The sequence below is a fragment of the Mucilaginibacter gilvus genome (assembly GCF_004054195.1).
GTDB classification, from domain to species: domain Bacteria; phylum Bacteroidota; class Bacteroidia; order Sphingobacteriales; family Sphingobacteriaceae; genus Mucilaginibacter; species Mucilaginibacter gilvus.
Window position 1 is genome coordinate 308862 of sequence record NZ_SBIW01000008.1, and the last position, 22917, is coordinate 331778.

A 22917-nucleotide genomic window follows, 5' to 3' on the forward strand; every position below is an offset into this window, starting at 1 on the left:
ACTTCTGTTCCCTCTTTAGGGGGTTAGGGGGTTTTTAATTACTTTTGCACTATGATTGATTTGCCCGTAGTGCCCGCTAATCAGCCCCAACGCAAGCCCGATTGGCTTAGAGTTAGGCTCCCGGTAGGGAAAGAATACGCTCATGTACGCGGTTTGGTGGATACCCATAAGCTGCATACCATTTGCGAAAGCGGCAATTGCCCCAACATGGGCGAGTGCTGGGGAGCAGGCACAGCAACATTTATGATATTGGGTAACATTTGTACCCGCAGCTGCTCTTTTTGCGCGGTAGCAACCGGCCGCCCGCTGGCTGTTGATATCGACGAGCCTAACCGCGTAGCCAACTCGGTAAAGCTGATGCAGGTAAAGCATTGCGTAATAACCTCTGTAGACCGTGATGATTTAAAAGATGGTGGCTCTATTATTTGGGCGGAAACCATCAACGCCATCCGCCGCGAAAGCCCCGAAACAACTTTAGAAACCCTGCTGCCCGATTTCCGTGGCAATTGGGATAATTTGGCCCGTGTGCTGGAAACCCGGCCAGAAGTGGTATCGCACAACCTGGAAACCGTTCGCCGCTTAACTAAAGAGGTGCGCATACAGGCTAAGTATGATCGTAGCCTGGAAGCCTTGCGCCATGTATCAGAAACCGGTTTACGCACCAAATCGGGTATTATGCTCGGGTTGGGCGAAAAGGAAGAAGATGTTTTAGAAGCCATGGACGATCTGCTGGACGCCGGGGTACATATTTTAACGCTGGGCCAGTACTTGCAGCCAACCCGTAACCACCACCCGGTTATTGATTGGATCCACCCGGATCAGTTTGCCAGCTACAAGGAATGGGGATTGAAAAAAGGATTTAGATATGTAGAGAGTGGGCCGCTGGTTCGTTCATCCTATCATGCTGAAAAGCATTTGTTTGAAATGTAATTAATCCTGTCTATCTTTCGCCCAAGTTGAGCAGAAAACGAAAAATATCACTATCCGAGGAGGAGCTTGTATCGGCCCTTCGTAACCGCGAGAAGATCGCGGTAGAAGCGCTATACGATATGTATTCCGCATCGCTATTCGGTGTGATATCCCGTATTATTACCGATATCCCGGTTGCCGAAGATGTTTTGCAAGAAACTTTCGTAAAAATTTGGAATTCTTTTTCGGGCTATAGTGCCGAAAAAGGGCGTTTATTTACCTGGATGGTGAATGTTGCCCGCAATTTGGCTATCGATAAAATACGCTCTAAAGATTTTAAGAACCAGGCCAAAAACCATGAGCTTGAAAATAACGTAACTTTCATAGACGAACAAAGAAATACCGTTTACAAGCCTGAGCTGCTTGGTATCAGGGAATTAGTATCTACGCTAAAGCCCGAACAAAAGTCTATTCTCGATCTCGTGTATTTTAAAGGTTACACCCATGTGGAAGCTGCCGAAGAACTTGGCGTACCCCTGGGGACCATTAAAACACGATTACGGATGGCAATTCTGCAGCTCAGAAAACATTTTAATTGAAAGTGGAAACCATCAAGGAGTATATAGAATCGGGGATATTGGAACTTTACGTTTTGGGCGATATAAGCCCGGACGAAAGGTTGCAAGTGGAGAAGATGGCCGCTGAGCATACAGCCGTTAAGGCAGAGATTGAGGATATTGAACGGTCGATGGAGTTGTTTGCTGAAGAGCACGCCGTGGAGCCGTCCGAAGGATTGAGAAGTAGGATCATGGGAAGCATGGTCACCAACTTGGGCGACGACAGAGTATTCACAAAAGCCCACACCCGCACCGATGAAATTTTTGAAGACGACGAAAGGAACGCAGACAACGTGATAGCCATGCCGGCAAGGCAAACCACGTTTTTTAAATACGCGTTTGCTGCCTGCCTTACCTTATTGGTTATAAGCGTGTATGGTTTGGTTACCATGTATAACAAATTGCAGGATACCAACACACAGCTTACCGCAATGCAGCTGGATAAGCAAAAGATTGCTAACGAGGCAAGCTTTAAGGATAAAGAACTGGATATATACCGCGACACTATTTATCGCGTGTTGAGGCTAAAAGGAACCGCTAAGGCGCCTTCTGCAGCCGTGACACTCGCCTGGAACACCGTAAATAAGAAAATTATAGTAGATATGAAGAGCATGAAACTGCCCGATCATGATACGCAGCACCAGTACCAGCTTTGGGCATTGGTGGGCGGCAAACCGGTAGACCTGGGTGTATTTGATACCGCTAACAGCATTGATACATCGGGCATGAAAGAAATGAAAGCCATAGCAGCGGCTGATGCATTTGCAGTAACCATCGAACCGATGGGCGGAAGCGTTAACCCAACCATTACAGAAATGGTAGCTTCGGGTGCATCAAAATAGTTAGGGCCTATAAAAAGTTGAAAATCCCGTAGCCCGAAGGCGCCGGGATTTTTTAATTTGTTAAAATTTGTTAAAACTTTAAATAAATTGCACTGTTAGAGTAACTATTATGATTTTCCATCGTCATATACATACTTAGTTTGAAGTATTTAGTTCTTTATAAGATCAGTTAATAGTTAATAAGAAAAAAGGGATGTTTGATACTTACATCCCTTTTTTTATGCCTTTAATTTTACCATGGTAATTGGCAACTGACTAATCACCTTATTGGGGAGCGTAACGTACATCCGGTTTGGCAGGGCCAGTTCGTCTCCTGCTTTCCCATGGATGTAGATCCCTAATAAACAGGCGTCCTGCGGCGAATATTTTTGCGCCAATAATGAGGAGATAATACCTGTAAGTACATCGCCCATGCCACCGGTGGCCATAGCGGCGTTACCGGTAGAATTGAAATACAGCTTGCCGCCTGGTGTGGCGGATATGGTGTAGTCGTTTTTAAGAACGATATTTATATTAAATTCCGCAGCCTTTTCTTTAGCGGTTTGCAGGCGCTGCCACCAGCTGGTATGTGTGCCGAAAAGCCTGTCAAACTCTTTCATGTGCGGGGTGAGGATGCTACCCGCCGGGAGTTTTTTTAATAAAGTTTTATTGGCCGACAACAAATTGAGTGCATCCGCATCAACCACAACCGGTTTATTATAATTTTTGAGGATAGCTTTTAGCAACTTCAAAGCAGCCGCATCGGTACCTAAACCGGGGCCAATGGCTATCGAACTGTATTTATCCCAGGCAATTTCGGGTAAGTGTTTATCTATTCTCGGAACAGCCATTATTTCGGGCATCGAGGTGTTTAGCGCAATTAATCCGCTCTGCGGGATACAGGCAGTGGTAAGGCCGGCCCCTGCATGTGCGCAAGCGGAGGCAGATAGCAGTGCCGCCCCCATGGTTTCGTCCTTGCCTGCTATAATAAGCGCATGTCCGTAAGTACCCTTGTTGCTAAAACGGTGGCGATGCCTGATCATTTTGCGGGCATCGGATTCTTCCACAAATAAATAAGAGGTATTAATAGAGTTAATGAATGTTTCGCTCAAACCTATCTTTACCACTTCACAGCAATCGATGTACGGTCCCGATTCGGGTAATAAAAAATTGATCTTAGGTTGCTGAAAGGTGATCACCAAGTCCGATTTCAGGATAACCGCATTCTCAGGTATTTCGCCATCCGTGAAAAACCCGGTAGGTACATCTACCGCGACAACTATTTTTTCTAAACTATTTAAATATTCTACCAGTTTTTTATAATCGCCTGCAAGGGGCTTGTTTAATCCGCTGCCCAGCATAGCATCTATAATGATATCGCAGTTTTCTTCGGGAATAGCATCGCCTGCTTTTAGTTCTGTAGCTTTTATTTTGCCGAGACGCTTGAGGTTGGCATTAAAATCATCGCTTGCCGTATCGCTAAAGCGGATTATTTTGATGTTGATGAGGTTGTAGCCATGATCATCCAGCAAGCGCGCTATCGCCAGGCCATCGCCACCATTATTGCCCGTACCGGAGTAAACCGAAATACTTTTCCCTTTATCCGGAAAGTGGTTGATGAACCAGCCCACAAAAGCCTTGGATGCGCGCTCCATCAGGTCAACAGAACTGATAGGCTCGTTGGCTATGGTATAAGCATCCGCTTCGCGAATTTGGGAGGCAACTAAAAGAGGCAGCATATTAACATAAAGGCAGGAGTTTGAGGTTTTGTTTGGGTGGGACAATGAGTTATCCTATTAAATATAACTTCCTTTACCTTCTCGGTTAGCCTTTTAAACGCATCTAACTTTAAAGTTGCTCCTGTACGCGAAATAACATCTTCAATGTCGCGCTTGCCGCTTGCGGTGATGGTATCCAATTGCGACAGCATTACCTTATTTTGAATGTATAAGCCCTGCGGCGAACCACCTGGCTTATACATCCCGCCGTTCATGGCGAAGAGCAGCGTTTGCTTGTTTTTTTCGAGCGATGTCTTCAGGTTTTGGATACTGGCGAAATTTTGCCCCTGCTTGTTTTGCCAGTAAAGCTTTATTTCCTGTTTCTTTGGGTCGATGCGATAACTGAGGAAAACATCATCCTGTTGGGTAAAAGCAAATGTAGTGGCAATGCCAAACAGCAAGGCAATTGTGGCTAAAATAATTCTGCTTCGTTTCATCGGCATTATTTCAATCCACAATATACCGTTATTCTTTTACTTGATGCCCATCTCCTTTTTCAGGAACTGTCCGGTAAAGCTATCTTTCACTTTACACAAGCCTTCGGGCGTGCCGTTGTACAATATTTTACCACCGCCGGAGCCGCCTTCCGGGCCGAGATCTATCACATGGTCAACCGTTTTTATTACGTCGAGATTGTGTTCTATTACCAGCACCGTATTGCCCTTGTCAACCAGTTGGTTTATCACGCCAAGCAATACATTTATGTCCTCGAAATGCAAGCCTGTGGTAGGTTCATCCAGGATATAAAAAGTATTGCCGGTGTCTTTTTTGGAGAGTTCGGTAGCCAGCTTTACGCGTTGCGCCTCACCGCCGGATAGGGTGGTAGACGACTGCCCAAGCGTGATATACCCTAATCCCACATCGAACAAGGTTTTTACCTTACGATAGATGGCAGGGATATGCTCAAAGAACGGGGTAGCATCCTCAATACTCATATCCAGCACATCGCTGATGGATTTGCCGCGGTAGCGTACTTCCAGCGTTTCTCGGTTGTAACGGCGGCCTCCGCATTCTTCGCAAGGAACCTGCACATCCGGCAGAAAGTTCATTTCTATCACTTTTTGCCCGGCACCCTGGCAGGTTTCGCAGCGGCCACCCTTTACGTTGAACGAGAAACGACCGGGCTTGTACCCCCTAATCCTCGACTCGGGCAGAGCAACAAACAGGTTACGGATATCCGAAAATACGCCTGTATACGTAGCCGGGTTACTCCTTGGTGTGCGCCCTATTGGTGTTTGATCTATCTCAATTACTTTATCCACATTATCCAACCCCTCAATTTTATCATAAGGCAGCGGTGTTTTTTTGGCCCGGAAGAAGTGCTGATTCAGTATTGGGTACAGCGTCTCGGTAATCAGGCTGGATTTACCACTGCCCGATACGCCGGTTACACCAATGAGTTTACCTAATGGGAAATCTACCGATACCTTCTTGAGGTTATGCCCGGTAGCTTTTTTAAGGCTCAGGGTTTTGCCATTGCCCTCGCGGCGTTTTGCCGGTATGGCAATTTCCCGCTCGCCGTTGATGTATGAGGTAGTGAGCGTATGGCAAGCCATCAGTTCTGCTGGGGTGCCTTGTGCTACTATCTGCCCGCCGTGTACGCCGGCTGCCGGGCCCATGTCTATTACGTGGTCGGCTTCCAGTATCATATCCTTATCGTGCTCCACCACAAGTACGGTGTTGCCGAGGTCACGCAGGTTTTTGAGCGCGTTGATCAGGCGCTCATTATCGCGTTGGTGCAAGCCGATGCTCGGCTCATCCAGTATGTACATTACGTTCATCAGTTGGGAGCCTATCTGCGTAGCCAATCGGATGCGCTGTGCCTCGCCGCCCGAGAGAGTTTTAGCGGTACGGTCAAGGGTTAAATAGCTCAAACCAACATCCAGCAAAAAGCCGATGCGGGCACGGATCTCTTTTAGTATCTCTTTGGCAATAACGTTCTGGCGTTCGGTAAGGCGGGTTTCCAGCCCCTCGTACCACTTGCTCAGGGTGGTGATATCCATGGTGGCCAGCTCGAAGATGTTCTTCTCATCCACCTTAAAATGCAGCGATTCTTTCTTCAATCTCGCGCCATGGCAGGTAGGGCAGGTACGGAGTACGCGGTAGTTCTCCATATCGTCCATACCCTCGTCGTTGCGGCGTTCCTGCTGCTCTTCCAGCATCCGGATGATGCCATCAAAGGTTATCTGGTAGTTTTGAACGTTCCACTTGTTGTATTCTACGGCTACCGAGATCATATCCGGCGAACCGTTCAGGATGATGTCCAGTTGCTCGCGGGTAAGTTTTTCTATCGGGGTGCTCAGGCTGAACTCATATTTTTTGGCCAGCGCTTTCAATACCTGGAAGATCCAGGTTTCGCGGTATTCGCCGATGGGAGCAAGGCCGCCGTTAAGGATGCTTAGTTTTGGGTTAGGCACTACCGAAGCTTCGTCTACCTCGAAGATATAGCCCAGGCCGTTGCACTTTTCGCAGGCACCATACGGTGAGTTGAACGAGAAGGTATTTGGTTGCGGCTCATCGTAGGAAATGCCAGATACCGGGTCCATCAGAAACTTACTGAAATAAGCCACATTATTATCTTTATCCGATATACGGATGATGCCCTTGGCTATTTTAAGTGCTTGTTGTACAGATTGGTACAGCCGTTTGCTATCTGCTTCGCTCACCACCAGGCGGTCTACCACAATATCAATATCGTGGATCTTGTAACGGTCTACCTGCATTTTGGGTTCTACATCAGCAATGGCGCCGTCTATGTAAACCTTTAGGAAACCTTGCTTGCGGATCTGCTCGAACAGCTCCCTGTAGTGGCCTTTACGGGCTTTTACCACTGGGGCCAGGATGTTAACCGGCTGACCGTCAAATTTTTCCATAATGGTGCGCAGGATCTGGTCCTCGCTCATACGCTCCATTTTTTCGCCAGTGGTGTAGCTGTAAGCATCCCCCGCACGGGCAAAAAGCAGGCGCATAAAATCGTAGATCTCGGTAATGGTACCCACGGTACTGCGCGGGTTTTTGCTGGTGGTTTTTTGCTCAATGGCAATCACCGGACTAAGCCCGCTAACCTTATCTACATCAGGCCTTTCCATGCCGCCCATGAACTGGCGCGAGTAAGCCGAAAACGTTTCCATATAGCGGCGCTGACCCTCGGCGTAGATGGTATCAAAGGCCAGGCTGCTTTTGCCGCTGCCGCTTAACCCGGTGATAACCACCAGTTTATTGCGCGGGAACGACACATCGATATTTTTGAGGTTATGCACCCGGGCACCGTATACTTCAACTTCGCTTTGCTCGCCCAGGTCTATTGTTTTTTCACTCATATATACTTTGGAAAACGTATAACATGCGCCCCGGTTTGCGCGGGCAACGGTTATACTAAAAATTTTGGCAAATATACTTAAAAGTGACGGATTTTCATACAGTTAGCACCGCCCAAAAGATACTGTTTATGTAAAATTTTGCGTTGTTGAACGTCCGTCCAAAGCGTGCAATTTTTAAATGATGGACGGGTTGGACCCTTTTACCTGCACCCGGACGGCATTGGATGCTATTGGCTACCCGCCAAAAATACTTGCTAAAACTTCCATGTTTTTGGTCTTTTTTGCACAAAAAAAGGAAAATTACATGCCTTTTTATCATTTTTCGAGGGTGATTTTTAGCCTTTTTTTTCGACCCGATTTTTTGCTTCTCCCACCGTACCCTCTATCGGTACTTTCGGTCTTAATTCTTGTTTGTTTTTTTCCACCCTCGTCGAACCCCGCGCCAGCCTCTGCACATAAAAGGATACTAACAACCCATCACCGTGCTGGTCATAAGCGCAAAGGCGGGGGTGGTTCGCCACCATGCATAATCTTTCACATTGGTTGCCAATAAACCCCCTTGACAGTCTCTATGCCTCTCCTGACAATCCTCTTCGCGTACGCCCGGGTTAAAACCTCCTCTTCCCCTTTTTTGAAACTTCCAAAAGAAACCCTATCTTAGTAACAGCGCCCGCTATCGTTTTTTTGCGATGGTTCGTATTATCATAATATGCTGTTTAACTCCCTCAGCTTCGCTGTTTTTCTTCCCATTGTTTTTATACTTTACTGGCTTATAGGCAGTAAGCACCTGCGCTTCCAGAATGTTTTATTGCTGGTGGCCAGTTACTTTTTCTACGCTTTTTGGGATTATCGCTTCCTCTTCCTGCTCATGTTCTCTACCTTTTTGGATTACTCCACAGGTATTAAAGTACACGAGGCCGAAAGCAAAGCGCTTAAAAAATTCTGGCTGTGGCTCAGCGTTATCATCAACCTGGGCTTTTTATGCGTATTTAAATACTACAATTTCTTTACAGACAGCTTCGCAGCCCTGCTCTCCGGTTTCGGGTTCCGATCAAACTTCGGGGTGATAGATGTGGTATTGCCCGTAGGTATTTCCTTTTATACTTTCCACGGACTATCCTACATCTTCGATATCTACAAAAAACGCATCGAACCAACCAAAAACTTTGTCGATTACTCTCTCTTTGTCAGCTTTTTCCCGCTGCTGGTAGCCGGCCCTATTGAACGGGCCACGCACCTGCTACCGCAAATAAAGGCAAAGCGCGAGTTTAGCTACACCACCGCCACCGACGGGCTGCGGCAGATCATGTGGGGCCTGTTTAAAAAGATAGTGATTGCCGATAACTGCGCCGAATACGCCAACATGGTGTTTAACAATTATACCCATTACCCCGGCAGCGTGCTGGCAATGGGTGCCGTATTTTTCGCCTTCCAGATCTATTGCGACTTTTCAGGTTACTCTGATATCGCGCTGGGTACGGCCCGGCTTTTCGGCATCGAACTGATCCGTAACTTTGCATTCCCCTACTTTTCGCGCGATATCGCCGAGTTTTGGCGGCGCTGGCATATTTCGCTATCATCCTGGTTTAGAGATTACCTGTACATACCCCTGGGCGGCAGCAAGGGCAGCAAGCTAAACCAGGTACGCAATATCTTCATCATTTTTATTGTTAGCGGCCTGTGGCACGGTGCCAGCTGGACGTTTATTGCCTGGGGCGCTTTAAACGCCCTGTACTTTATGCCGCTGTTGCTGCTGAAACGCAACCGAAACAATATAGAAACCGTGGCACAGGGCAAATTGCTGCCCCGCCTTACCGATGTGCTGAAAATGAGCCTTACCTTCACCTTAACGGTATTCGCCTGGATATTTTTCCGGGCGGAAGATATACCGCACGCGTTTAGCTATATCAGCGGTATATTTTCGAGGTCGATACTGGTGCTGCCTACCGGCGAATCTTTTATGGGCGGCACGGTAAATGTGGGCGCGGTTATCGTGTTGGTGGTATTGTTTACGGTAGTAGAATGGATTGGGCGCGAACATCAGTTTGCCATCGCCAAAACGGGCCTCGGCTGGCCCAAACCCGTGAGGTGGGTGTTTTACCTCTCGGTTGTCGTATGCATATTTTATTTTACGGGCGTATCTCAGCAGTTTGTTTACTTTCAGTTTTGATATGAAAAAGCTCATTTTGAATTGCCTTTTTTTTGTGCTGTTGGTGGTATTGCTGGTTTTTGTGATGAACCGCAACTACTTCCCTACCAAAGCAATGGGCAGCGATGGCTACCTCGGCGCTATGGTAGATAAACACGCCTACGCTGAAAAACTCACGTCGCCGCGAATCATCTTCTGTGGTGGCTCTAACGTGGCCTTTGGTACCGATAGCAAGAGCATCCAAAATGCAACCGGTTTGCCAGTGGTGAATATGGGCCTAAACGCCAGCCTGGGGTTAGATTTTATGCTGAACGAACTGCGCGACATTGCCCGCCCAAATGATATTATTGTAATTTCCCCGGAGTATTACCTATCGGTATATGGCGACTATAAGTTTAAAAAAGAGGCCCAGCGCATTTACCCACCTGCCGGTAAATACTTTAAGCAAACGCCCGCGCAGTTCCTGCACGATTTTTTTATAAACGACCTGCAGAAAAACTTCTTCATCACGTTTTCGCACTTTACCGGGCACCAAATACGCCATTTCCCTACAAACGTGGTTTACTCGCGCGGTTCGTTTAACCAAAACGGCGATGTGGTGCGCAATTTTGCCCCGCACCCATCACACGACTTCCTTAAAAAGTTTGTATTGGATTATCAAAAGAACCCCGATATACCTCTGCTGAACGATTTTAAAAGCTTTGCCGATGCGCACCACATCAGGGTTTATTTTATATACCCCAGCCTGGACCAGCTCGCTTACAACGCCAAATCTAAGCTCATTGCATCCATTGATGCCGAGTTTAGAAAAAACATGAGCATAACCATGCTGAACCACCCCGAAGATTCGGTTTTGCCCGACAGCCTTTTTTATGACACCGAATATCATTTGATACCGCAGGGAAGCCGCTTGCGCGGCCAGCAGATCATCAAACTGCTCAAACAAAACGGAGTAGGGAAATAAGCCCGACTACACTTATTTACAACCCTCCTTTTAAGTTAGCCAGCCACGATCCGGCGGCAAAAGTATGCGCGCAAAAAAAATCAAGAAAACATTTGGATATTGAATTACTTAGTGTTTACTTTACACGAAGTAATATTAATTACGCGTAACAAGTCTTCTCATAATTTAGGTTTATAATTGGTTAGTAAAGGCCCCTGCCCATCAGGGGCTTTACTTTTTTATCCCCGGCCCACTAAAGGGCAGCATAATCATCACACATCATTACCTCTTACAAAATCCCGCCAACAAAAACGGCCACCTGTTTTGTGCAGATGGCCGTTCATTATTTTAATTGGTTGCGTTTATTTTACGCGCTCCACGTATTCGCCGGTGCGGGTATCTACTTTTACTTTATCGCCCTGATTTACAAACAGCGGAACTTTTATCTCCACGCCGTTTTCTGTAGTCGCAGATTTTAACGCGCCAGATGAGGTATCGCCTTTTACAGCAGGCTCGGTGTAGGTAACTTCCAGTTCTACGAAGTTTGGTGCGGTTGCCATTATAGGCTCCTCGCTCTCAAACGAAACCACAACGCTCATGCCTTCCTTCAAAAATTTAACCGCCGGGCCAAATAACGTTTTAGGGATGCTATGCTGATCGTAAGTGGTGTTATCCATAATTACCAGGTAATCGCCTTCTTCGTACAGGTACTGGTAATCGTTGGTTTCCACGCGGCAAATTTCCACCTGCTCATCGGTACCAAGGCGGGCCTCTACAATTCGCCCAGTTTTAATGTTACGAAACTTATCCAGATAAAACGCGCCGCCCTTGCCCGGTGTACGGTGCATTACTTCGGTGGTAATTACTAATTCGCCGTTGTAGCGTAAAATATTTCCTACTTTAATTTCAGATGCCTTTGCCATGTAAATACTATTGTAAAATTTTGACTGCGAAGATAGATTAAGTTATGTAAATCATTACCATAAAATAAAAGCTATTGTGTTGAAAAAAAGCACGCAAGGTTATTCTACAGCAAAAAACCGCACCCGGCTATGCCGGATACGGTCCTACGATCAGTATAATTAAAAAAGCTATTCCTTATGGTTTCACCCGCTCGCCGGTGGAATCGAACATACCCATCAGACTGCCCTTAATGTGGGTGTCGTCAACTTTGTCCATAGCCAGGTTAACATCGTAAGTGGATATGGTGAAGTAAATAGTTGCTTTGCCTTCTGCAACCTCTATTTTGCTTACCGGTACATCTTTTTTGCTTTCCGGGTCCACAAAGCTGCCATCCAGTTTACCGTCTTTTTCGGTAAGGGTGAAACGCAGGGTCACATCGCCATTGGGCGTGCCTTTTATCAGTACGTCCCATTTACCGGCGTAAAAACCGGGAGTTGTTTGCGCTTGTACTTTTGTAGCGATGAACATAAAAGCCATTAAGCCGGCCAGCATTAAGTTGAATTTTCTCATGTTGTTGTTTATAGATCAGGGTTATTAAATTGGTTACTTATTATTGATTACTTACTTTTTTACTGCGCGCTTCACCTCGTTTTCCAATAGGCTAATAAAAGGTGCCTGTTTCCACGCCGAAGCATCATGGCCGATGGAGGTGTAAAAGGCAAGCCCTTTATCTACCGTGCGGTACCAGGCCACCGGGTGGTCTTTCCCCATACCGAAGTTCTTATCCTTTACAAAAAGGATGTTACCGCTGGGATTAATCTTTTCGCTATCGATAGACCAGATCACGTGCGCGCCGTGGGTACGCGGGTTATCAAAAAACACATACCATTCGTCGGTTTGGGGCCAGGTTTTTGGCAGGCCTTGTATTAGTGCGCTATCGGGTAACGGGTTAAGCGTAACGGCAGCCTCCTGCAGGTGCTTTTCTATGGGATGATGCGAGAACCCTGCGCCTACCAAATTCTGCGCGTACCAGGCCCATTGGTGCGAATTATCGCCCGCGCCGTGGATGCCCAGCCAGTTGCCACCCTGCTTCACGTAAACTTCGAGGGCTTCCTGCTGCTCATCGTTAAGCAGTCGGCCGGTGCAGTTGTTAAAAATAACCACATCAAATTTGGCCAGTTGCGCCGTGTTGAATACGCCGCCATCCTCGGTACTGTATAAAAACCAGTTATTCTTCTTCGCCATTGCTGAAAAGGCCACTTTCCCCGCCTCTATCGATTCGCCGTGGCGAAAACCGGTCGTTTTGGAGAACAGCAACACCGCGGGCTGGCCTGCCGGGAAACTGATAACAGGCACCTCCGTTTCGTACGAAACCGGGAAGCCGTGCGTAACCTTATACGCAAACAGCGCCATGCCGCCAACTGCCAAAACAATAATTGCCAGTACTGACCAGAGTACAATTTTTAATGCTTTCATGAAATATCCGTTAACCGGGGCTTATAATTTATTAGAACTTAATAAATGAAGGTAGAAAATAAGTTTTACATTTATTAAAATTTAATAAATAAATTTTCACCACCTTTATTGTGGATGGAGACCTTACAGCAAATACAGCATTTTTTTAATAAGGGCTATATAGATTACCGCCCGGGCTTAAGTATAGACTGTGCCATTTTTGGCTACCACGACGGCGAGCTGAAGCTCCTGCTTTGCAAAAACAAAGTGATAACCAAATGGTGCCTGCCCGGTGGCTTTGTAAAACGGGCCGAAAATTTAGACGAGGCCGCGGCAAGGGTTACCGCCGAGCGGACGGGGCTCGACAACCTGTTCCTGAAACAATTTAAAACCTTTGGCAACCCGGGGCGCACCAGTTCGCCGGGGTTGCTTGATGAGGATAAGTTTAACGAGTTGCTCGGCTTTAAAATAGAGCCCGATAGCTGGCTGCTGGCCGAAACCGTTTCGGTAGGGTTTTATGCCATCACAGATATTGTGAACGCCCAGCCGAAACCCGATTTTGTTTCCAGCGAGTGCGCCTGGTTCTCTATAGACAGCCTGCCCGAACTGGGTTTCGACCATGGCGAAATGGTTAAAGCCGCCATATCATCTATGTGGATAGACCTGTACCACTTCCCGATAGGTAAAAACCTGTTGCAGCCCAAATTCACCTTAAAAGAGATCAAGCTTTTGTACGAAGTGCTCTCCGGAAAAAAACTCAACGCCACCAATTTCCCCAATAAACTCATGGCGCTTGGCCTGCTCACCAAACTGGACGAAAAGCGCAGCATCGGCGGCCACCGCTCGCCCACCTACTACAAGTTCGACGAACCTACCTATGAAAAAGCCTTGGAAGAAGGCCTGGTGCTGGTGTAGGGTTGTCATGCTGAGCCTGTCGAAGCACTCACAGCCCCATCTCCACCCTGTCATTGCGAGCGCGGCGTGGCAACCTTAGCATACAGGTAAACGCCATGCAATAACCGCGAGTAACTGTGAACCTGTAGAACCACCGATGGAAAAGCAATAGCAATGGTGCTTGGGTTGCGGTAGCCCCGCTTTCCGCTCATACTGCGCAAGCCTTAGCCACAAAGCCGGTATCCTCTCCTATCAGGTTTAGTTTAACCGCCCGCAGGACCAGAATTGCATGCGGAAAAAACATTATAACTGGCGCACGCGTGCCAACGGAGACTACAAGACGGGAACGCTTGCGGTACTGAGAAAGTAGAAATCAAGAATTTGCTCATCCTATTACCCTAATTCCTTGAACGGCCCATCCTATCTCTCCCGCTACTTTGGCTTTATAAAACGTCACGCTATACTCGACTGTAGGTTCGAATAGATGAGTCGTTATAACCATGGCATTGTCTGGGTGATCGTTAGGATGCACAGTTAAATTTCTCGCTTTGGCAATTATTTCTTGTTCTTTATGAGGATACATATTTCAAGTTTAAAGTATCTTACTTAGTCTTTTCCCTGAAACAAAATCGCTAATGAATAGCTATTGCTGTTTCTCGCGTGCCAGCGGGGCACATTAAATTTGTTTATGATGTGCTTCAATCCAAGATTTTATTCCTGAATGAGTGCGCATGCTTGACGGCACATCATTTCTGATGATTTTCTCCAAATTTCTATAGGATGCTAAGTTGTCATTCCAATTCCACGACCTCGCCAAGCTGTTAATAAAATATAACATTTCATATCCTTCCGTGCGATTCAGCTCCGCGTGGTCAGTTCCCCCGATGATCTTAGGATTGTCGTGATCAGCTCTTGCCGACCACTTATAATCATCGTAATACATACTCTCTCTTGAATAAGCCATATTTCTTATATTCTATATTAATCTGTATTCTTTGTTATCACTATTTTAATTCCTTGATAACTTACTATCAATAATCATTTTAAGCTTCGTTCTCCAACCTGTACCGTTATGCTTAATTCGTTCAAAGTCTTTATTTGATCGCTGCAATAGTTCAGTTCTACTCAACTGGCTAAGTTGTTCCCAGTTATCAAACATTATATATATAGCATTACCGTAGTCCATGTTTTCAAGAACTACTAAATTATCTGCGAATTTCGCTCCAAAATACCTACGCATTCCACTAACACCTTTAATCCAAGCTATTGGACCCAAAGACTCCAGGTAATTGTATCGTTCCTGTATCGTGGTCTTTTGCCCGTCAGTTAATCGCCCCCCGCTGCTACCCCCAAATATACTGTCAAGTAAATCGGCGTCCCCAAATGGAAGTAACTCCCAACCTATACGCAGCGTACGTAAATACTCAGCGCTGTTTGCTTGCGATTCAAAGACATCGGATTGAAATATATTTTCCTGTAAAATATTAGCACAGAAAAGTAGGTCGATATAAAAGCTATCCCTTCTTTTGTCCAAAATATTATTTACGCTTAGTTTAAAAACATAATTTTCTTCATTGTTTGACGGATAGGTTTTAATCAGTTCTAATGACATAGTTAAGTCAGCAGGAGGGGTAAAATCCTTTTGATAAACTAATTTAGTAACGTTAAGAGAAAAGGTCCCCTTTGAATAATCGCCAAATATCGGACGTTCTCCACAGTAGAACGTCTTTGATATTTTGGGCAAATCCTTCCGGGTTGTGAAATAACCATCTCTATTCCGCTTTGAATATCTTCCCTTTTCAGCTACCGGATAAACTTCACCAATAACGACTAATTGACCTTGTTCAGAAATTGACAAACCTAAATCAATATACCTGCCTGATAATATTTCGCTTTTTGTGGCTTCTAATGTCGTTGATGCTACGAATAAATTGCTATTGGAACCTTCTATTTTTACTCTAAATATATCAGGCACTTTGTTTAGGTTTTTCTTCACCTTACTTTTCCTTTCTTACGCCTTTGAATGGTGTGCCATCGGCTTTGCCATCCATAAATCTACCCGTTGTTGTATCCCGCTTAGTCCAAGTTTCAGTAACTGGGTTATAAGCCTGACTACGTTGCCTTACTGCACCATTACGATGCCCATCTCCTGTTTTGCCGTTGGTTGCCATATTTTAATTAATTAATTATGAGCCGTAAAGATAAAATCTACATTTTAAAAAACCAAATTTTGTTTACTTTTTATTTTAGTACGTAAGTAATACTTACGTACTAAAATAAAAACAATTTTAAATGCTATTATTCAAACATTGTTTGTATATTAGATACGTGATAGAGGAAGAGGTAACCTTTTATAAGAATCTTGGCGAATCGATTAAGAATTTTAGAAAAAAGGAGAGTTTAAGCCAAGAAACGTTAGCCAAGCATTTAGGCTTGTCGAGGATTTCAATTGTTAATATTGAAAAAGGAAAACAAAAAGTTCAAATTTATACCCTATTTAAGATTTCTGACTATTTAAAAGTATCTATCGATAAACTAATGCCTGAAAAAAGCGTTGATATTATTAGCAATAAGGTAACCGATAAAGTCAATAAGGCTGGAGGTGATTTTTCATCGATAGAAAAAGTTAAAGGCTTTATTGAAACTATAAACAACATCAAACAGACATAATAATTATGGCAATCTCATTTGTTCGAACACGAAAAATAGAAGAATTGGCATTGGGTCTGATAGAAAGTGCTGGTTTTAAAAAAACACCCATTGATATAAAAAAAATAGCAAGTTCATTGGGGGTATCTGTCATGCCCTATGATTTTGGCAATGAAATGTCGGGTGTTTTAGTCCTAAACAATGACGTTGGAACTATTGGATATAATAAAGATCACTCGGAACAACGATCAAGATTCACAATTGCCCATGAATTAGGTCATTATATATTACACAGAAAAAACCACAATGACGTATTTGTTGATAAAGACTTCATAGTAATGTATAGACGACGCAATGATAGAAATTATACTCAAATTGAATTAATTCAAGAACAAGAAGCAAATGCGTTCGCTGCAGCTATACTTATGCCCGAACATCTAATTGAATGTGAGGTAAGGAACAATAATTTTTATTCGGAACTTTCCGAACTTCAACTCATCGACAAACTCGCGAAAACATTTAGGGTTAGTTCTCCTGCTATGACTTTTCGTTTACACAATTTGAGCATATTAAGTTAACTACCGTCATTTCATCCGTCGAAGTTTAGCGCAGGACATCAATCTAAATACAAGTGTCCCTCCCCTTTGGCGCGAGTATGCAGCGCAGGCCCAGCGCGTGGCGTACTCGTGACTTCTCCAACCCAACCGCACAACCCCCTCCCCACATAAACCCGATTGCACGGAAAGCCCGCTTCTACCGGCGGCTTGCAGTAAAAGCGGGGCTGCCGGGGCATAAATGCTTCTGTAAGTGCTTTTCATTATCGTCTTAAAGGTCGACGCTTGGTAAAGCATAAACCCACTTCAAACCATTCAACCTCCCGGCGCTGTTGCCCTAATTTAACACTCCTATGGCGGTAATGCCCATGGCTTTTGTAGATATTTGCGCGCAAAACGCAAACGTACATCACCGTGACGAACGCAAAATATTACCTGGCCGCTATATTCGCTTACGCTACCTGGGGCTTTTTTAGCCTGGTGCTAAAGCCGCTAAAGGCGTATGCTTCGGTTGATATTTTGTTCTACCGCATTTTTAGCTGCGCCATACTTATGCTGCTGATCACCGCGCTTTTTAAGCGGAAGGCCCTGGCAGAAACAGTTGCAAAATTCAAAGCCCTGCCCTACGCCCAAAAGCGCAGCGTAGTGCTGCTGAACGTGGGTGGCAGCGTGTTTTTAAATATTAACTGGTTCTCGTTTATTTATGTGCTCAACCATGTCAGCATTAAAGCTACGTCGCTGGCGTATTTGGTTTGCCCCATTTTAACCACCCTGCTGGCCTTCTTTTTACTGCGCGAGAAGCTGAACAAGTTTCAGCGCGCGGCGGTGGCGCTGAGCATTTTGGGCTGCCTGCTACTATCGTACGCCAATATTATGGATATGGTTTACGGCGTAATCATTGGATTTACGTATGCCGGCTACCTGGTGAGCCAGCGGAAGAACACCGGGTTCGATAAGTTTATACTGTTAACGTTCCACATTGGGTTGTCGGCCATTTTGCTGTTGTTTTTTTACCCGGCCTACAGCGGTCCGGTCCCTACCGAAGGCAAGTTTTGGCTGTATATAGAAGTTATTGCCGTGGCGTTTACCATTATCCCGCTGTTTTTAAACTGTACGCGTTAAAGGGGCTCAACTCCTCTACCGTGGGCATGTTACTCAACATCAACCCTATTATCGCCTTCGCGCTGGCCAATGTGGTGTATCACGAGCATATCAGCCTGCTGCAATTCACCGCCTACTGCATTATATTTTTAGCGGTGGTGGTGTTTAACGCGCACTACGTTTTTAAAGGGAAGCCGGTAGTGGGTAGCTGGGAACGGGAATTAAAAAAGGCCCGATAAATAGTCCAAATTCGTTTAATCCCTGTTGGGTTACAACTTAGCCGCTACACTATCTACCAGTTCCCCTACATTTTGCCAGCTATGGATCTCTTTGGCGGTGAAACGGATCTTGAAGTGTTTTTCTATGCCCACTACCAGTTGGATGTGGTTAAGGGAGTCCCAGTCTTCCACATCGCGGGCGGTGGTGGCGTCGGTAAGGGTAATGTCGTCGTTATCCAGCACATCACGAAAGATATCGGTAACCTGGTCTAAAATCTGTTGTCTTTCCACGGGTGTTATTTTTTGTCGATGAAACTTTTTTTGTTTTGATATTGGGTGAGGTTCAGCAGCCAATTATCGCCATCCGGCTCGAAACCCAGTTTGCTGTAATGATCTGCCACCATGCCGTTCTTTGGCGTGGCAATATACCCGCCTTTTAAATATTTATAGCCTTTTTGCTGCGCGAAATTGGCGACGGTGTTCAGCGTGAAGTTCTCCATACCCCGTTTAAGCACCCGGCAACTCATCAGCCAGGTATCTATAAAGAGTAGATCTTCACTTTCCTGCTGGAGTATCAGTACGCAAATAAGCCCGTTATTACCGAACTTATCTTCTAAGGTAAACGAGAAGGTAAAATGATCGGGCGATGCGGCGAGAGTTTCGAGGTCTGCCTCAGTGTAGCGTACAGTGCGCAGGTTAAACTGGTTGCTGCGTTGCGATAGCTGTGCCACCCTCGGGGTGTTGAACTTAGTGAACGGCTCCACAACGCTTACCATAGCCAGGTTTTGCAGAAAATCGTCCTCGTTGGTGAATTTTTCGAACAGGGTGGCACGCTGCGCTTCTACCTGGTACTGTTTGGTACGGGTGGCATCGTCTTCGGTAAAGGAAACGGTTTCGAAGATGTTGAGTGTGTACAGGTATTCGAGGTACTCGGCAGGGTCTTCGGGGAGTTCGGGTACGGTAAGCTGCGGGATGTTCTCGCGCACCATGTTACGTTCAAAGGGGTTATCATCCAGGAACACCATTGAATCGAACCCGATGTTGAGGATGCCCTGGATCTTGCGGATATTATCCACCTTGTTTTCCCAGTTAGCTACAAAAACGGCAATGTCCTCCATCTTCAGCACCATATCCGGGTGTTTCTCGAAAGGTTCTATAGCGATGCTCTCGGTATTCTTGCTGCACACGGCTACGATGATTCCGCGGTTCTTTAGCTTCTTTACCCAGTACTGAAACTCGGAGAATGCCTTGCCAATGCCAAGCGCGCCTATCTGGATGTTCTCGATGCCATCGTCGCCAATGATGCCGCCCCAGGTGGTATTATCCAGATCGAGGATAACGCATTTATTGAACTTGCCCTGCAAGGCACTGATGATGCCCAGGGTTTTGTAAGCGATGGGGGCAAGCACCTCAAGGCTTAAAACCATCTCCGAATTGATATAAACCGATGGCTGGAAAAAGGCTGCTTTGCCTACCAAATTCTGCACCGAAGAAATATCGCAGATATGGAAGTTAGATACTTCTGCTGCGTACTCCATTAGCAGCACATTCAGCTTCCGCAGCTGAAAAAGGAAGGAGGAGGTAACCTTGTTGGCGTAATTGCCAAACACGTTATCGTCTATCTCGGTATAGTTATAGTAAATGAGTTTCACCTTCGGGTTTACCGAGGCAAGGGTATCATACAGGGCTTTGATACCGTTCAGTTCATCGGCAGCAAAAGCGGTGTGGTTTGCCTTAAATTTATTGTATTTGCCCAGTAGTTTGTGGGATGATTGAAAGATGATGACCACTTCGGCATCGTATTCGTGCAGCTCAGAAGATGGGTCGGCTACCTGGCGTTCTACCTGGTTAAAATCGGCTTCCCATAGTTGCAGGTTGTAGCCATATTCGTAACCCGCGCCCTGTATCGCTTTAGCCAGGAACTGGGTGGCGGTATCGCCCAGCAGCGCCACTTTTATGGGCTTTAGTGCCGATGCATCTTTCTTGAGGTTGCGTTTCAGGTTGGCAAAATCCTTCATGCTGCAATAATAAGCTTTATTTATGAGTGAGGAACTGCTTTAACCTGCTTGCAACCATGCTGCTATACACAACCGATCCCTCCCGGTTAAGGTGCAGTGCATCGTAATAATACCCTTCGTTGTTAAAAGTGGTATCGCGCAGGTAGTTCAGCACGGGTACGTTGTTGTGCTTACAAACCTGCACTACATACTGCACGTTGCGGTTTGCCGCCGCATTAATATTTTGATAGATAGGCGACATGGTGACCACCAGCGGGATGTTCTTTGCCTTGCACAGTTCCACAAATTTTTTGTAGTAGCGGGCGGCGGTGGTATCTACGGCGTCATTCACCAGGTAAGGCTGCAGGCCGCCCTTAAACTGCCCGTGTTTGGCAATGTAGCCGTTCTCCGAATCGTCTTTTTTGTAGCGTGCTATCGGCAGCAGCTCAACCAGTTCGCTCAGGATAAGCGAATTGTAGGGGTACATTTTAGAGAGCAGTTTGTAACGTTCAAAATCGCCGCGCAACAAGCAAACTTCGCGGATCTCAGGGTGCGAATCGTAGTAGGGCAGCAGTACGTTGAGGCGGTCGCGGTCCTCGCCGTTCTTAAACTGCTGAAACTCGTTGGCGCGGGTATCCAGTACTACCAGCTTGGGGCTGTAACGCTTCAGGGCGGCCTCTAACAGGGCATAGTGGTAGTAAATGTAACTCAGGTCGCGGCCGGCGTTATAAACCGAAAGGTGCAGGCTGTCGCCTATAATTTCGGTATCATAATGATAAGCCGCTTTGGAGGAACCAAACACCAGCACATCTGCCTTAACAGTATTAATAACGTTATTGGTGCGGTAATCTGCCCCGTTCTTTTTGGTGAAGTAGAAATGTTTGAGCACAGCACCGATGCCCAGATCCAGCACAAAGAGGGCTATGATGAGGATCGCAAAGCGTTTTAGTATGAGTTTATAATCCGCCATGTTTAGAATTTGAAATAGATAAACTGCCCGCCATCAAACACACCAATAAGCACTATGGTTACCAGTATAAAGCAATAAGTAGCCATGCGCACCGTGGCCGATTTGTGATATAAAAAGTAACTCTTGCCGTGGTTTAAATGCACGCTCAGATCATACGCAAGCAGTATGGCAATGGCTACCAGCGAGTAAATGATCACCCCTAAATTATTATCGAACACGAAGAAACTCCCCTGGAAAGCAAACAGCCGTTTCAACACAATGAGTGCATCGCTAAAGCTTTGCGCGCGGAAAAATACCCAGGTAAGGCATACATAAATAAATACCAGCAGCATGCTTAGGTTGCTATAAATTACAGCCGGGATAGCCTTGGATAGCTTTTTGCGGAACTTTTTGGTGAGGAACTCATAGGTAACCGCCACGCCATGCAGCAGGCCGTAAACTATGTAGGTCCACCCGGCGCCGTGCCATAGGCCGCTTAGCCCAAAGGTTATCATCAGCGCAAAAACAACGGCAGCTTTACCCCAGTCGCGGTTGGCTATCATAATGGGGGTGAACAGGTAGTCGCTAAACCAGGTGTTGAGCGAGATGTGCCATCTGCGCCAGTACTCGGTAACGCTGGTGCTGAAGAACGGGGTGTTAAAGTTCGTCATCAGCTTAAAGCCCATAACGCGGGCCGTGCCGAGAGCGATATTAGAGTAGCCGGCAAAATCGGCATAGATCTGGAAGGCGAAGAAAAGGATAGCCACCAACAGCATGGAGGAACTGTAAGCCCCCGGGTTTTGATATACCGCGGATACAAATATCGAGAGCCTGTCGGCCACCACCAACTTTTGGAAAAAGCCCCAAAGGATCATTTTAAACCCGATGGAAAAATTCTCATAGGTGATGGGGTGTTTCTCGTAAAACTGGTGCAGCAGGTTCTGCGGGCGCTCTATAGGGCCGGCAACCAGCTGCGGGTAAAACATTACATAAAGCGAGTAAATACCAAAATGCTTCTCGGCGCTCTGATTGCCGCGATACACCTCAATGGTATAGCTCATGGCCTGGAAGGTGTGGAAACTTAAGCCAACCGGCAATATAATGGATAGGTAAGGTACGACGTTACTCAACCCAAACTCGCCCATGAGCAGGGTAAGGTTCTCGTTTAAAAAGTTGAAGTATTTAAAAAACGCCAGTACGCCAATGTTGGCCACCAGTGATATAATGAGGTAGAATTTCCGCTCGCGCCCCTCCGATTTTTCTATCAGAATCCCTGCGAAATAATCTACAATGATGGTGAAAATGAGGATGAGGATGTAGATGGGGATAAACGTCATGTAGAAATAGCAGCTGGCAGTCAGCAGCAATATCCAACGGAACTTATGCGGTAAAATAAAGTAAAGCGGCGTAACAACCAGGAAGAATACAACAAAATGCAGCGAGTTGAACAGCATACAACACAATTATGTTAAGGCCGGGGGCAAGGGCAAACGAAGATAAAAAAAAATTTTGAAAGGGGAGGAGGGAGTGGTGAGTGGAGAGTGGTGAATAGGGTTGGAGGAATAGCGCCCGCCCCGGTCGTCATCCGATAGAGCAAGGGGAGGCAAGAGCAGGGCGCGAAAGAGAAAACTTCGACGCCCTGCATTTGGAGTAATTTTAT

At 46.0% G+C, this 22917-nt stretch carries 23 protein-coding genes; 10 read left to right on the top strand and 13 right to left on the bottom strand.

Annotated elements, in window-relative coordinates:
• Window positions 1-51 precede the first annotated feature (51 nt).
• From lipA to EPL05_RS18220, 3 genes are read left to right on the top strand one after another with little or no spacing between them, the layout of a single operon-like run.
• A complete protein-coding gene (gene lipA / locus EPL05_RS18210) occupies window positions 52-930 on the top strand; it encodes a lipoyl synthase (RefSeq protein ID WP_128535416.1) in 879 nt (292 codons plus the stop codon).
• A 26-nt stretch (window positions 931-956) separates the two neighbouring features.
• Complete coding sequence (locus EPL05_RS18215) at window positions 957-1508, top strand: RNA polymerase sigma factor (protein WP_128535417.1); 552 nt, start codon at window positions 957-959, stop codon at window positions 1506-1508.
• Window positions 1509-1510: 2 nt separating this feature from the next.
• Entirely contained in the window at window positions 1511-2368 is an 858-nt protein-coding gene (locus EPL05_RS18220; protein WP_128535418.1) for an anti-sigma factor, read from the top strand.
• 218 nt (window positions 2369-2586) lie between these two features.
• Here the strand turns inward: EPL05_RS18220 and EPL05_RS18225 are convergent, their stop codons facing one another.
• Genes EPL05_RS18225 through uvrA form a run of 3 tightly spaced genes read right to left on the bottom strand, consistent with a single transcriptional unit; the run spans window position 2587 to window position 7445 of the window.
• Window positions 2587-4086 (bottom strand): NAD(P)H-hydrate dehydratase, encoded by a 1500-nt coding sequence (locus EPL05_RS18225; RefSeq protein ID WP_128535419.1) that lies wholly within the window; start codon window positions 4084-4086, stop codon window positions 2587-2589.
• The gene (locus EPL05_RS18230; RefSeq protein WP_128535420.1) at window positions 4071-4562 is read right to left on the bottom strand and encodes a hypothetical protein; all 492 of its coding nucleotides are present in this window, start codon (window positions 4560-4562) and stop codon (window positions 4071-4073) included. Before EPL05_RS18230 ends, EPL05_RS18225 begins: the two co-directional genes overlap by 16 nt.
• 36 nt (window positions 4563-4598) lie before the next feature.
• Window positions 4599-7445: an excinuclease ABC subunit UvrA gene (gene uvrA / locus EPL05_RS18235; protein WP_128535421.1), complete on the bottom strand. Its 2847-nt coding sequence runs from the start codon at window positions 7443-7445 to the stop codon at window positions 4599-4601.
• A gap of 709 nt (window positions 7446-8154) precedes the next feature.
• On the opposite strand from uvrA, the gene EPL05_RS18240 reads away from it, so the two are divergent.
• Entirely contained in the window at window positions 8155-9615 is a 1461-nt protein-coding gene (locus tag EPL05_RS18240; protein ID WP_128535422.1) for an MBOAT family O-acyltransferase, read from the top strand.
• 1 nt (window position 9616) lies between these two features.
• Window positions 9617-10558 (top strand): hypothetical protein, encoded by a 942-nt coding sequence (locus EPL05_RS18245; protein ID WP_128535423.1) that lies wholly within the window; start codon window positions 9617-9619, stop codon window positions 10556-10558.
• Window positions 10559-10899: 341 nt separating this feature from the next.
• On the opposite strand, the gene efp is transcribed toward EPL05_RS18245, so the two are convergent.
• The 3 genes from efp to EPL05_RS18260 all read right to left on the bottom strand — a co-directional run bounded on the left by efp (window position 10900) and on the right by EPL05_RS18260 (window position 12916).
• On the bottom strand, window positions 10900-11460 hold the full coding sequence (gene efp / locus EPL05_RS18250) for an elongation factor P (RefSeq protein WP_128535424.1): 561 nt from the start codon (window positions 11458-11460) through the stop codon (window positions 10900-10902).
• A 175-nt stretch (window positions 11461-11635) separates the two neighbouring features.
• Window positions 11636-12010, bottom strand: a complete 375-nt coding sequence (locus EPL05_RS18255) for a hypothetical protein (protein ID WP_128535425.1) — start codon at window positions 12008-12010, stop codon at window positions 11636-11638.
• 51 nt (window positions 12011-12061) lie between these two features.
• Window positions 12062-12916 (bottom strand): ThuA domain-containing protein, encoded by an 855-nt coding sequence (locus EPL05_RS18260; protein WP_128535426.1) that lies wholly within the window; start codon window positions 12914-12916, stop codon window positions 12062-12064.
• A 114-nt stretch (window positions 12917-13030) separates the two neighbouring features.
• Between EPL05_RS18260 and EPL05_RS18265 the strand changes: the two genes are divergently transcribed.
• Window positions 13031-13810, top strand: a complete 780-nt coding sequence (locus EPL05_RS18265; protein WP_128535427.1) for an NUDIX hydrolase — start codon at window positions 13031-13033, stop codon at window positions 13808-13810.
• A gap of 50 nt (window positions 13811-13860) precedes the next feature.
• Here EPL05_RS18265 and EPL05_RS24060 read toward each other — a convergent pair whose 3' ends face one another.
• From EPL05_RS24060 to EPL05_RS24065, 3 genes are all read right to left on the bottom strand, one after another.
• Window positions 13861-14001, bottom strand: coding sequence for a hypothetical protein (locus EPL05_RS24060; protein WP_166727743.1), 141 nt, complete (start codon window positions 13999-14001; stop codon window positions 13861-13863).
• Window positions 14002-14798: 797 nt separating this feature from the next.
• On the bottom strand, window positions 14799-15785 hold the full coding sequence (locus EPL05_RS18270) for a hypothetical protein (protein ID WP_128535428.1): 987 nt from the start codon (window positions 15783-15785) through the stop codon (window positions 14799-14801).
• Window position 15786: 1 nt separating this feature from the next.
• The gene (locus tag EPL05_RS24065) at window positions 15787-15960 is read right to left on the bottom strand and encodes a hypothetical protein (RefSeq protein WP_166727744.1); all 174 of its coding nucleotides are present in this window, start codon (window positions 15958-15960) and stop codon (window positions 15787-15789) included.
• A 157-nt stretch (window positions 15961-16117) separates the two neighbouring features.
• On the opposite strand from EPL05_RS24065, the gene EPL05_RS18275 reads away from it, so the two are divergent.
• The 4 genes from EPL05_RS18275 (at window position 16118) to EPL05_RS24230 (ending at window position 18332) form a co-directional block, all read left to right on the top strand.
• Complete coding sequence (locus EPL05_RS18275; protein WP_166727745.1) at window positions 16118-16459, top strand: helix-turn-helix transcriptional regulator; 342 nt, start codon at window positions 16118-16120, stop codon at window positions 16457-16459.
• Window positions 16460-16464: 5 nt separating this feature from the next.
• Window positions 16465-17016, top strand: coding sequence for an ImmA/IrrE family metallo-endopeptidase (locus EPL05_RS18280; RefSeq protein WP_128535430.1), 552 nt, complete (start codon window positions 16465-16467; stop codon window positions 17014-17016).
• Between the two features lie 390 nt (window positions 17017-17406).
• Entirely contained in the window at window positions 17407-18114 is a 708-nt protein-coding gene (locus EPL05_RS18285) for an EamA family transporter (protein ID WP_208394781.1), read from the top strand.
• 26 nt (window positions 18115-18140) lie between these two features.
• The gene (locus tag EPL05_RS24230; RefSeq protein ID WP_243837323.1) at window positions 18141-18332 is read left to right on the top strand and encodes a hypothetical protein; all 192 of its coding nucleotides are present in this window, start codon (window positions 18141-18143) and stop codon (window positions 18330-18332) included.
• A 30-nt stretch (window positions 18333-18362) separates the two neighbouring features.
• Here EPL05_RS24230 and EPL05_RS18290 read toward each other — a convergent pair whose 3' ends face one another.
• The 4 genes from EPL05_RS18290 to EPL05_RS18305 are packed head-to-tail and all read right to left on the bottom strand — an operon-like array spanning window position 18363 to window position 22711.
• A complete protein-coding gene (locus EPL05_RS18290) occupies window positions 18363-18602 on the bottom strand; it encodes an acyl carrier protein (RefSeq protein WP_128535431.1) in 240 nt (79 codons plus the stop codon).
• Window positions 18603-18607: 5 nt separating this feature from the next.
• Window positions 18608-20329, bottom strand: a complete 1722-nt coding sequence (locus tag EPL05_RS18295) for an HAD-IIIC family phosphatase (RefSeq protein ID WP_128535432.1) — start codon at window positions 20327-20329, stop codon at window positions 18608-18610.
• 16 nt (window positions 20330-20345) lie between these two features.
• Complete coding sequence (locus tag EPL05_RS18300) at window positions 20346-21278, bottom strand: SGNH/GDSL hydrolase family protein (protein ID WP_128535433.1); 933 nt, start codon at window positions 21276-21278, stop codon at window positions 20346-20348.
• Window positions 21279-21280: 2 nt separating this feature from the next.
• Window positions 21281-22711 carry an MBOAT family O-acyltransferase gene (locus EPL05_RS18305; protein ID WP_128535434.1) on the bottom strand — a complete coding sequence of 477 codons (1431 nt, stop codon included), beginning with the start codon at window positions 22709-22711 and terminating at the stop codon, window positions 21281-21283.
• Window positions 22712-22917 lie beyond the last annotated feature (206 nt).

Bases quoted from the DNA above. Each gene is read 5' to 3' on its own strand.
- EPL05_RS18300 (WP_128535433.1), bottom strand. From the start codon at position 21,278: ATGGCGGATTATAAACTCATACTAAAACGCTTTGCGATCCTCATCATA.
- EPL05_RS24060 (WP_166727743.1), bottom strand. From the start codon at position 14,001: ATGAGCGGAAAGCGGGGCTACCGCAACCCAAGCACCATTGCTATTGCT.
- EPL05_RS18295 (WP_128535432.1), bottom strand. From the start codon at position 20,329: ATGAAGGATTTTGCCAACCTGAAACGCAACCTCAAGAAAGATGCATCG.
- EPL05_RS18230 (WP_128535420.1), bottom strand. From the start codon at position 4,562: ATGAAACGAAGCAGAATTATTTTAGCCACAATTGCCTTGCTGTTTGGC.
- lipA (WP_128535416.1), top strand. From the start codon at position 52: ATGATTGATTTGCCCGTAGTGCCCGCTAATCAGCCCCAACGCAAGCCC.
- efp (WP_128535424.1), bottom strand. From the start codon at position 11,460: ATGGCAAAGGCATCTGAAATTAAAGTAGGAAATATTTTACGCTACAAC.
- EPL05_RS24230 (WP_243837323.1), top strand. From the start codon at position 18,141: ATGTTACTCAACATCAACCCTATTATCGCCTTCGCGCTGGCCAATGTG.
- EPL05_RS18280 (WP_128535430.1), top strand. From the start codon at position 16,465: ATGGCAATCTCATTTGTTCGAACACGAAAAATAGAAGAATTGGCATTG.
- EPL05_RS18260 (WP_128535426.1), bottom strand. From the start codon at position 12,916: ATGAAAGCATTAAAAATTGTACTCTGGTCAGTACTGGCAATTATTGTT.
- EPL05_RS18305 (WP_128535434.1), bottom strand. From the start codon at position 22,711: ATGCTGTTCAACTCGCTGCATTTTGTTGTATTCTTCCTGGTTGTTACG.
- EPL05_RS18240 (WP_128535422.1), top strand. From the start codon at position 8,155: ATGCTGTTTAACTCCCTCAGCTTCGCTGTTTTTCTTCCCATTGTTTTT.
- EPL05_RS18245 (WP_128535423.1), top strand. From the start codon at position 9,617: ATGAAAAAGCTCATTTTGAATTGCCTTTTTTTTGTGCTGTTGGTGGTA.
- EPL05_RS24065 (WP_166727744.1), bottom strand. From the start codon at position 15,960: ATGGCAACCAACGGCAAAACAGGAGATGGGCATCGTAATGGTGCAGTA.
- EPL05_RS18265 (WP_128535427.1), top strand. From the start codon at position 13,031: ATGGAGACCTTACAGCAAATACAGCATTTTTTTAATAAGGGCTATATA.
- EPL05_RS18255 (WP_128535425.1), bottom strand. From the start codon at position 12,010: ATGAGAAAATTCAACTTAATGCTGGCCGGCTTAATGGCTTTTATGTTC.
- uvrA (WP_128535421.1), bottom strand. From the start codon at position 7,445: ATGAGTGAAAAAACAATAGACCTGGGCGAGCAAAGCGAAGTTGAAGTA.
- EPL05_RS18225 (WP_128535419.1), bottom strand. From the start codon at position 4,086: ATGCTGCCTCTTTTAGTTGCCTCCCAAATTCGCGAAGCGGATGCTTAT.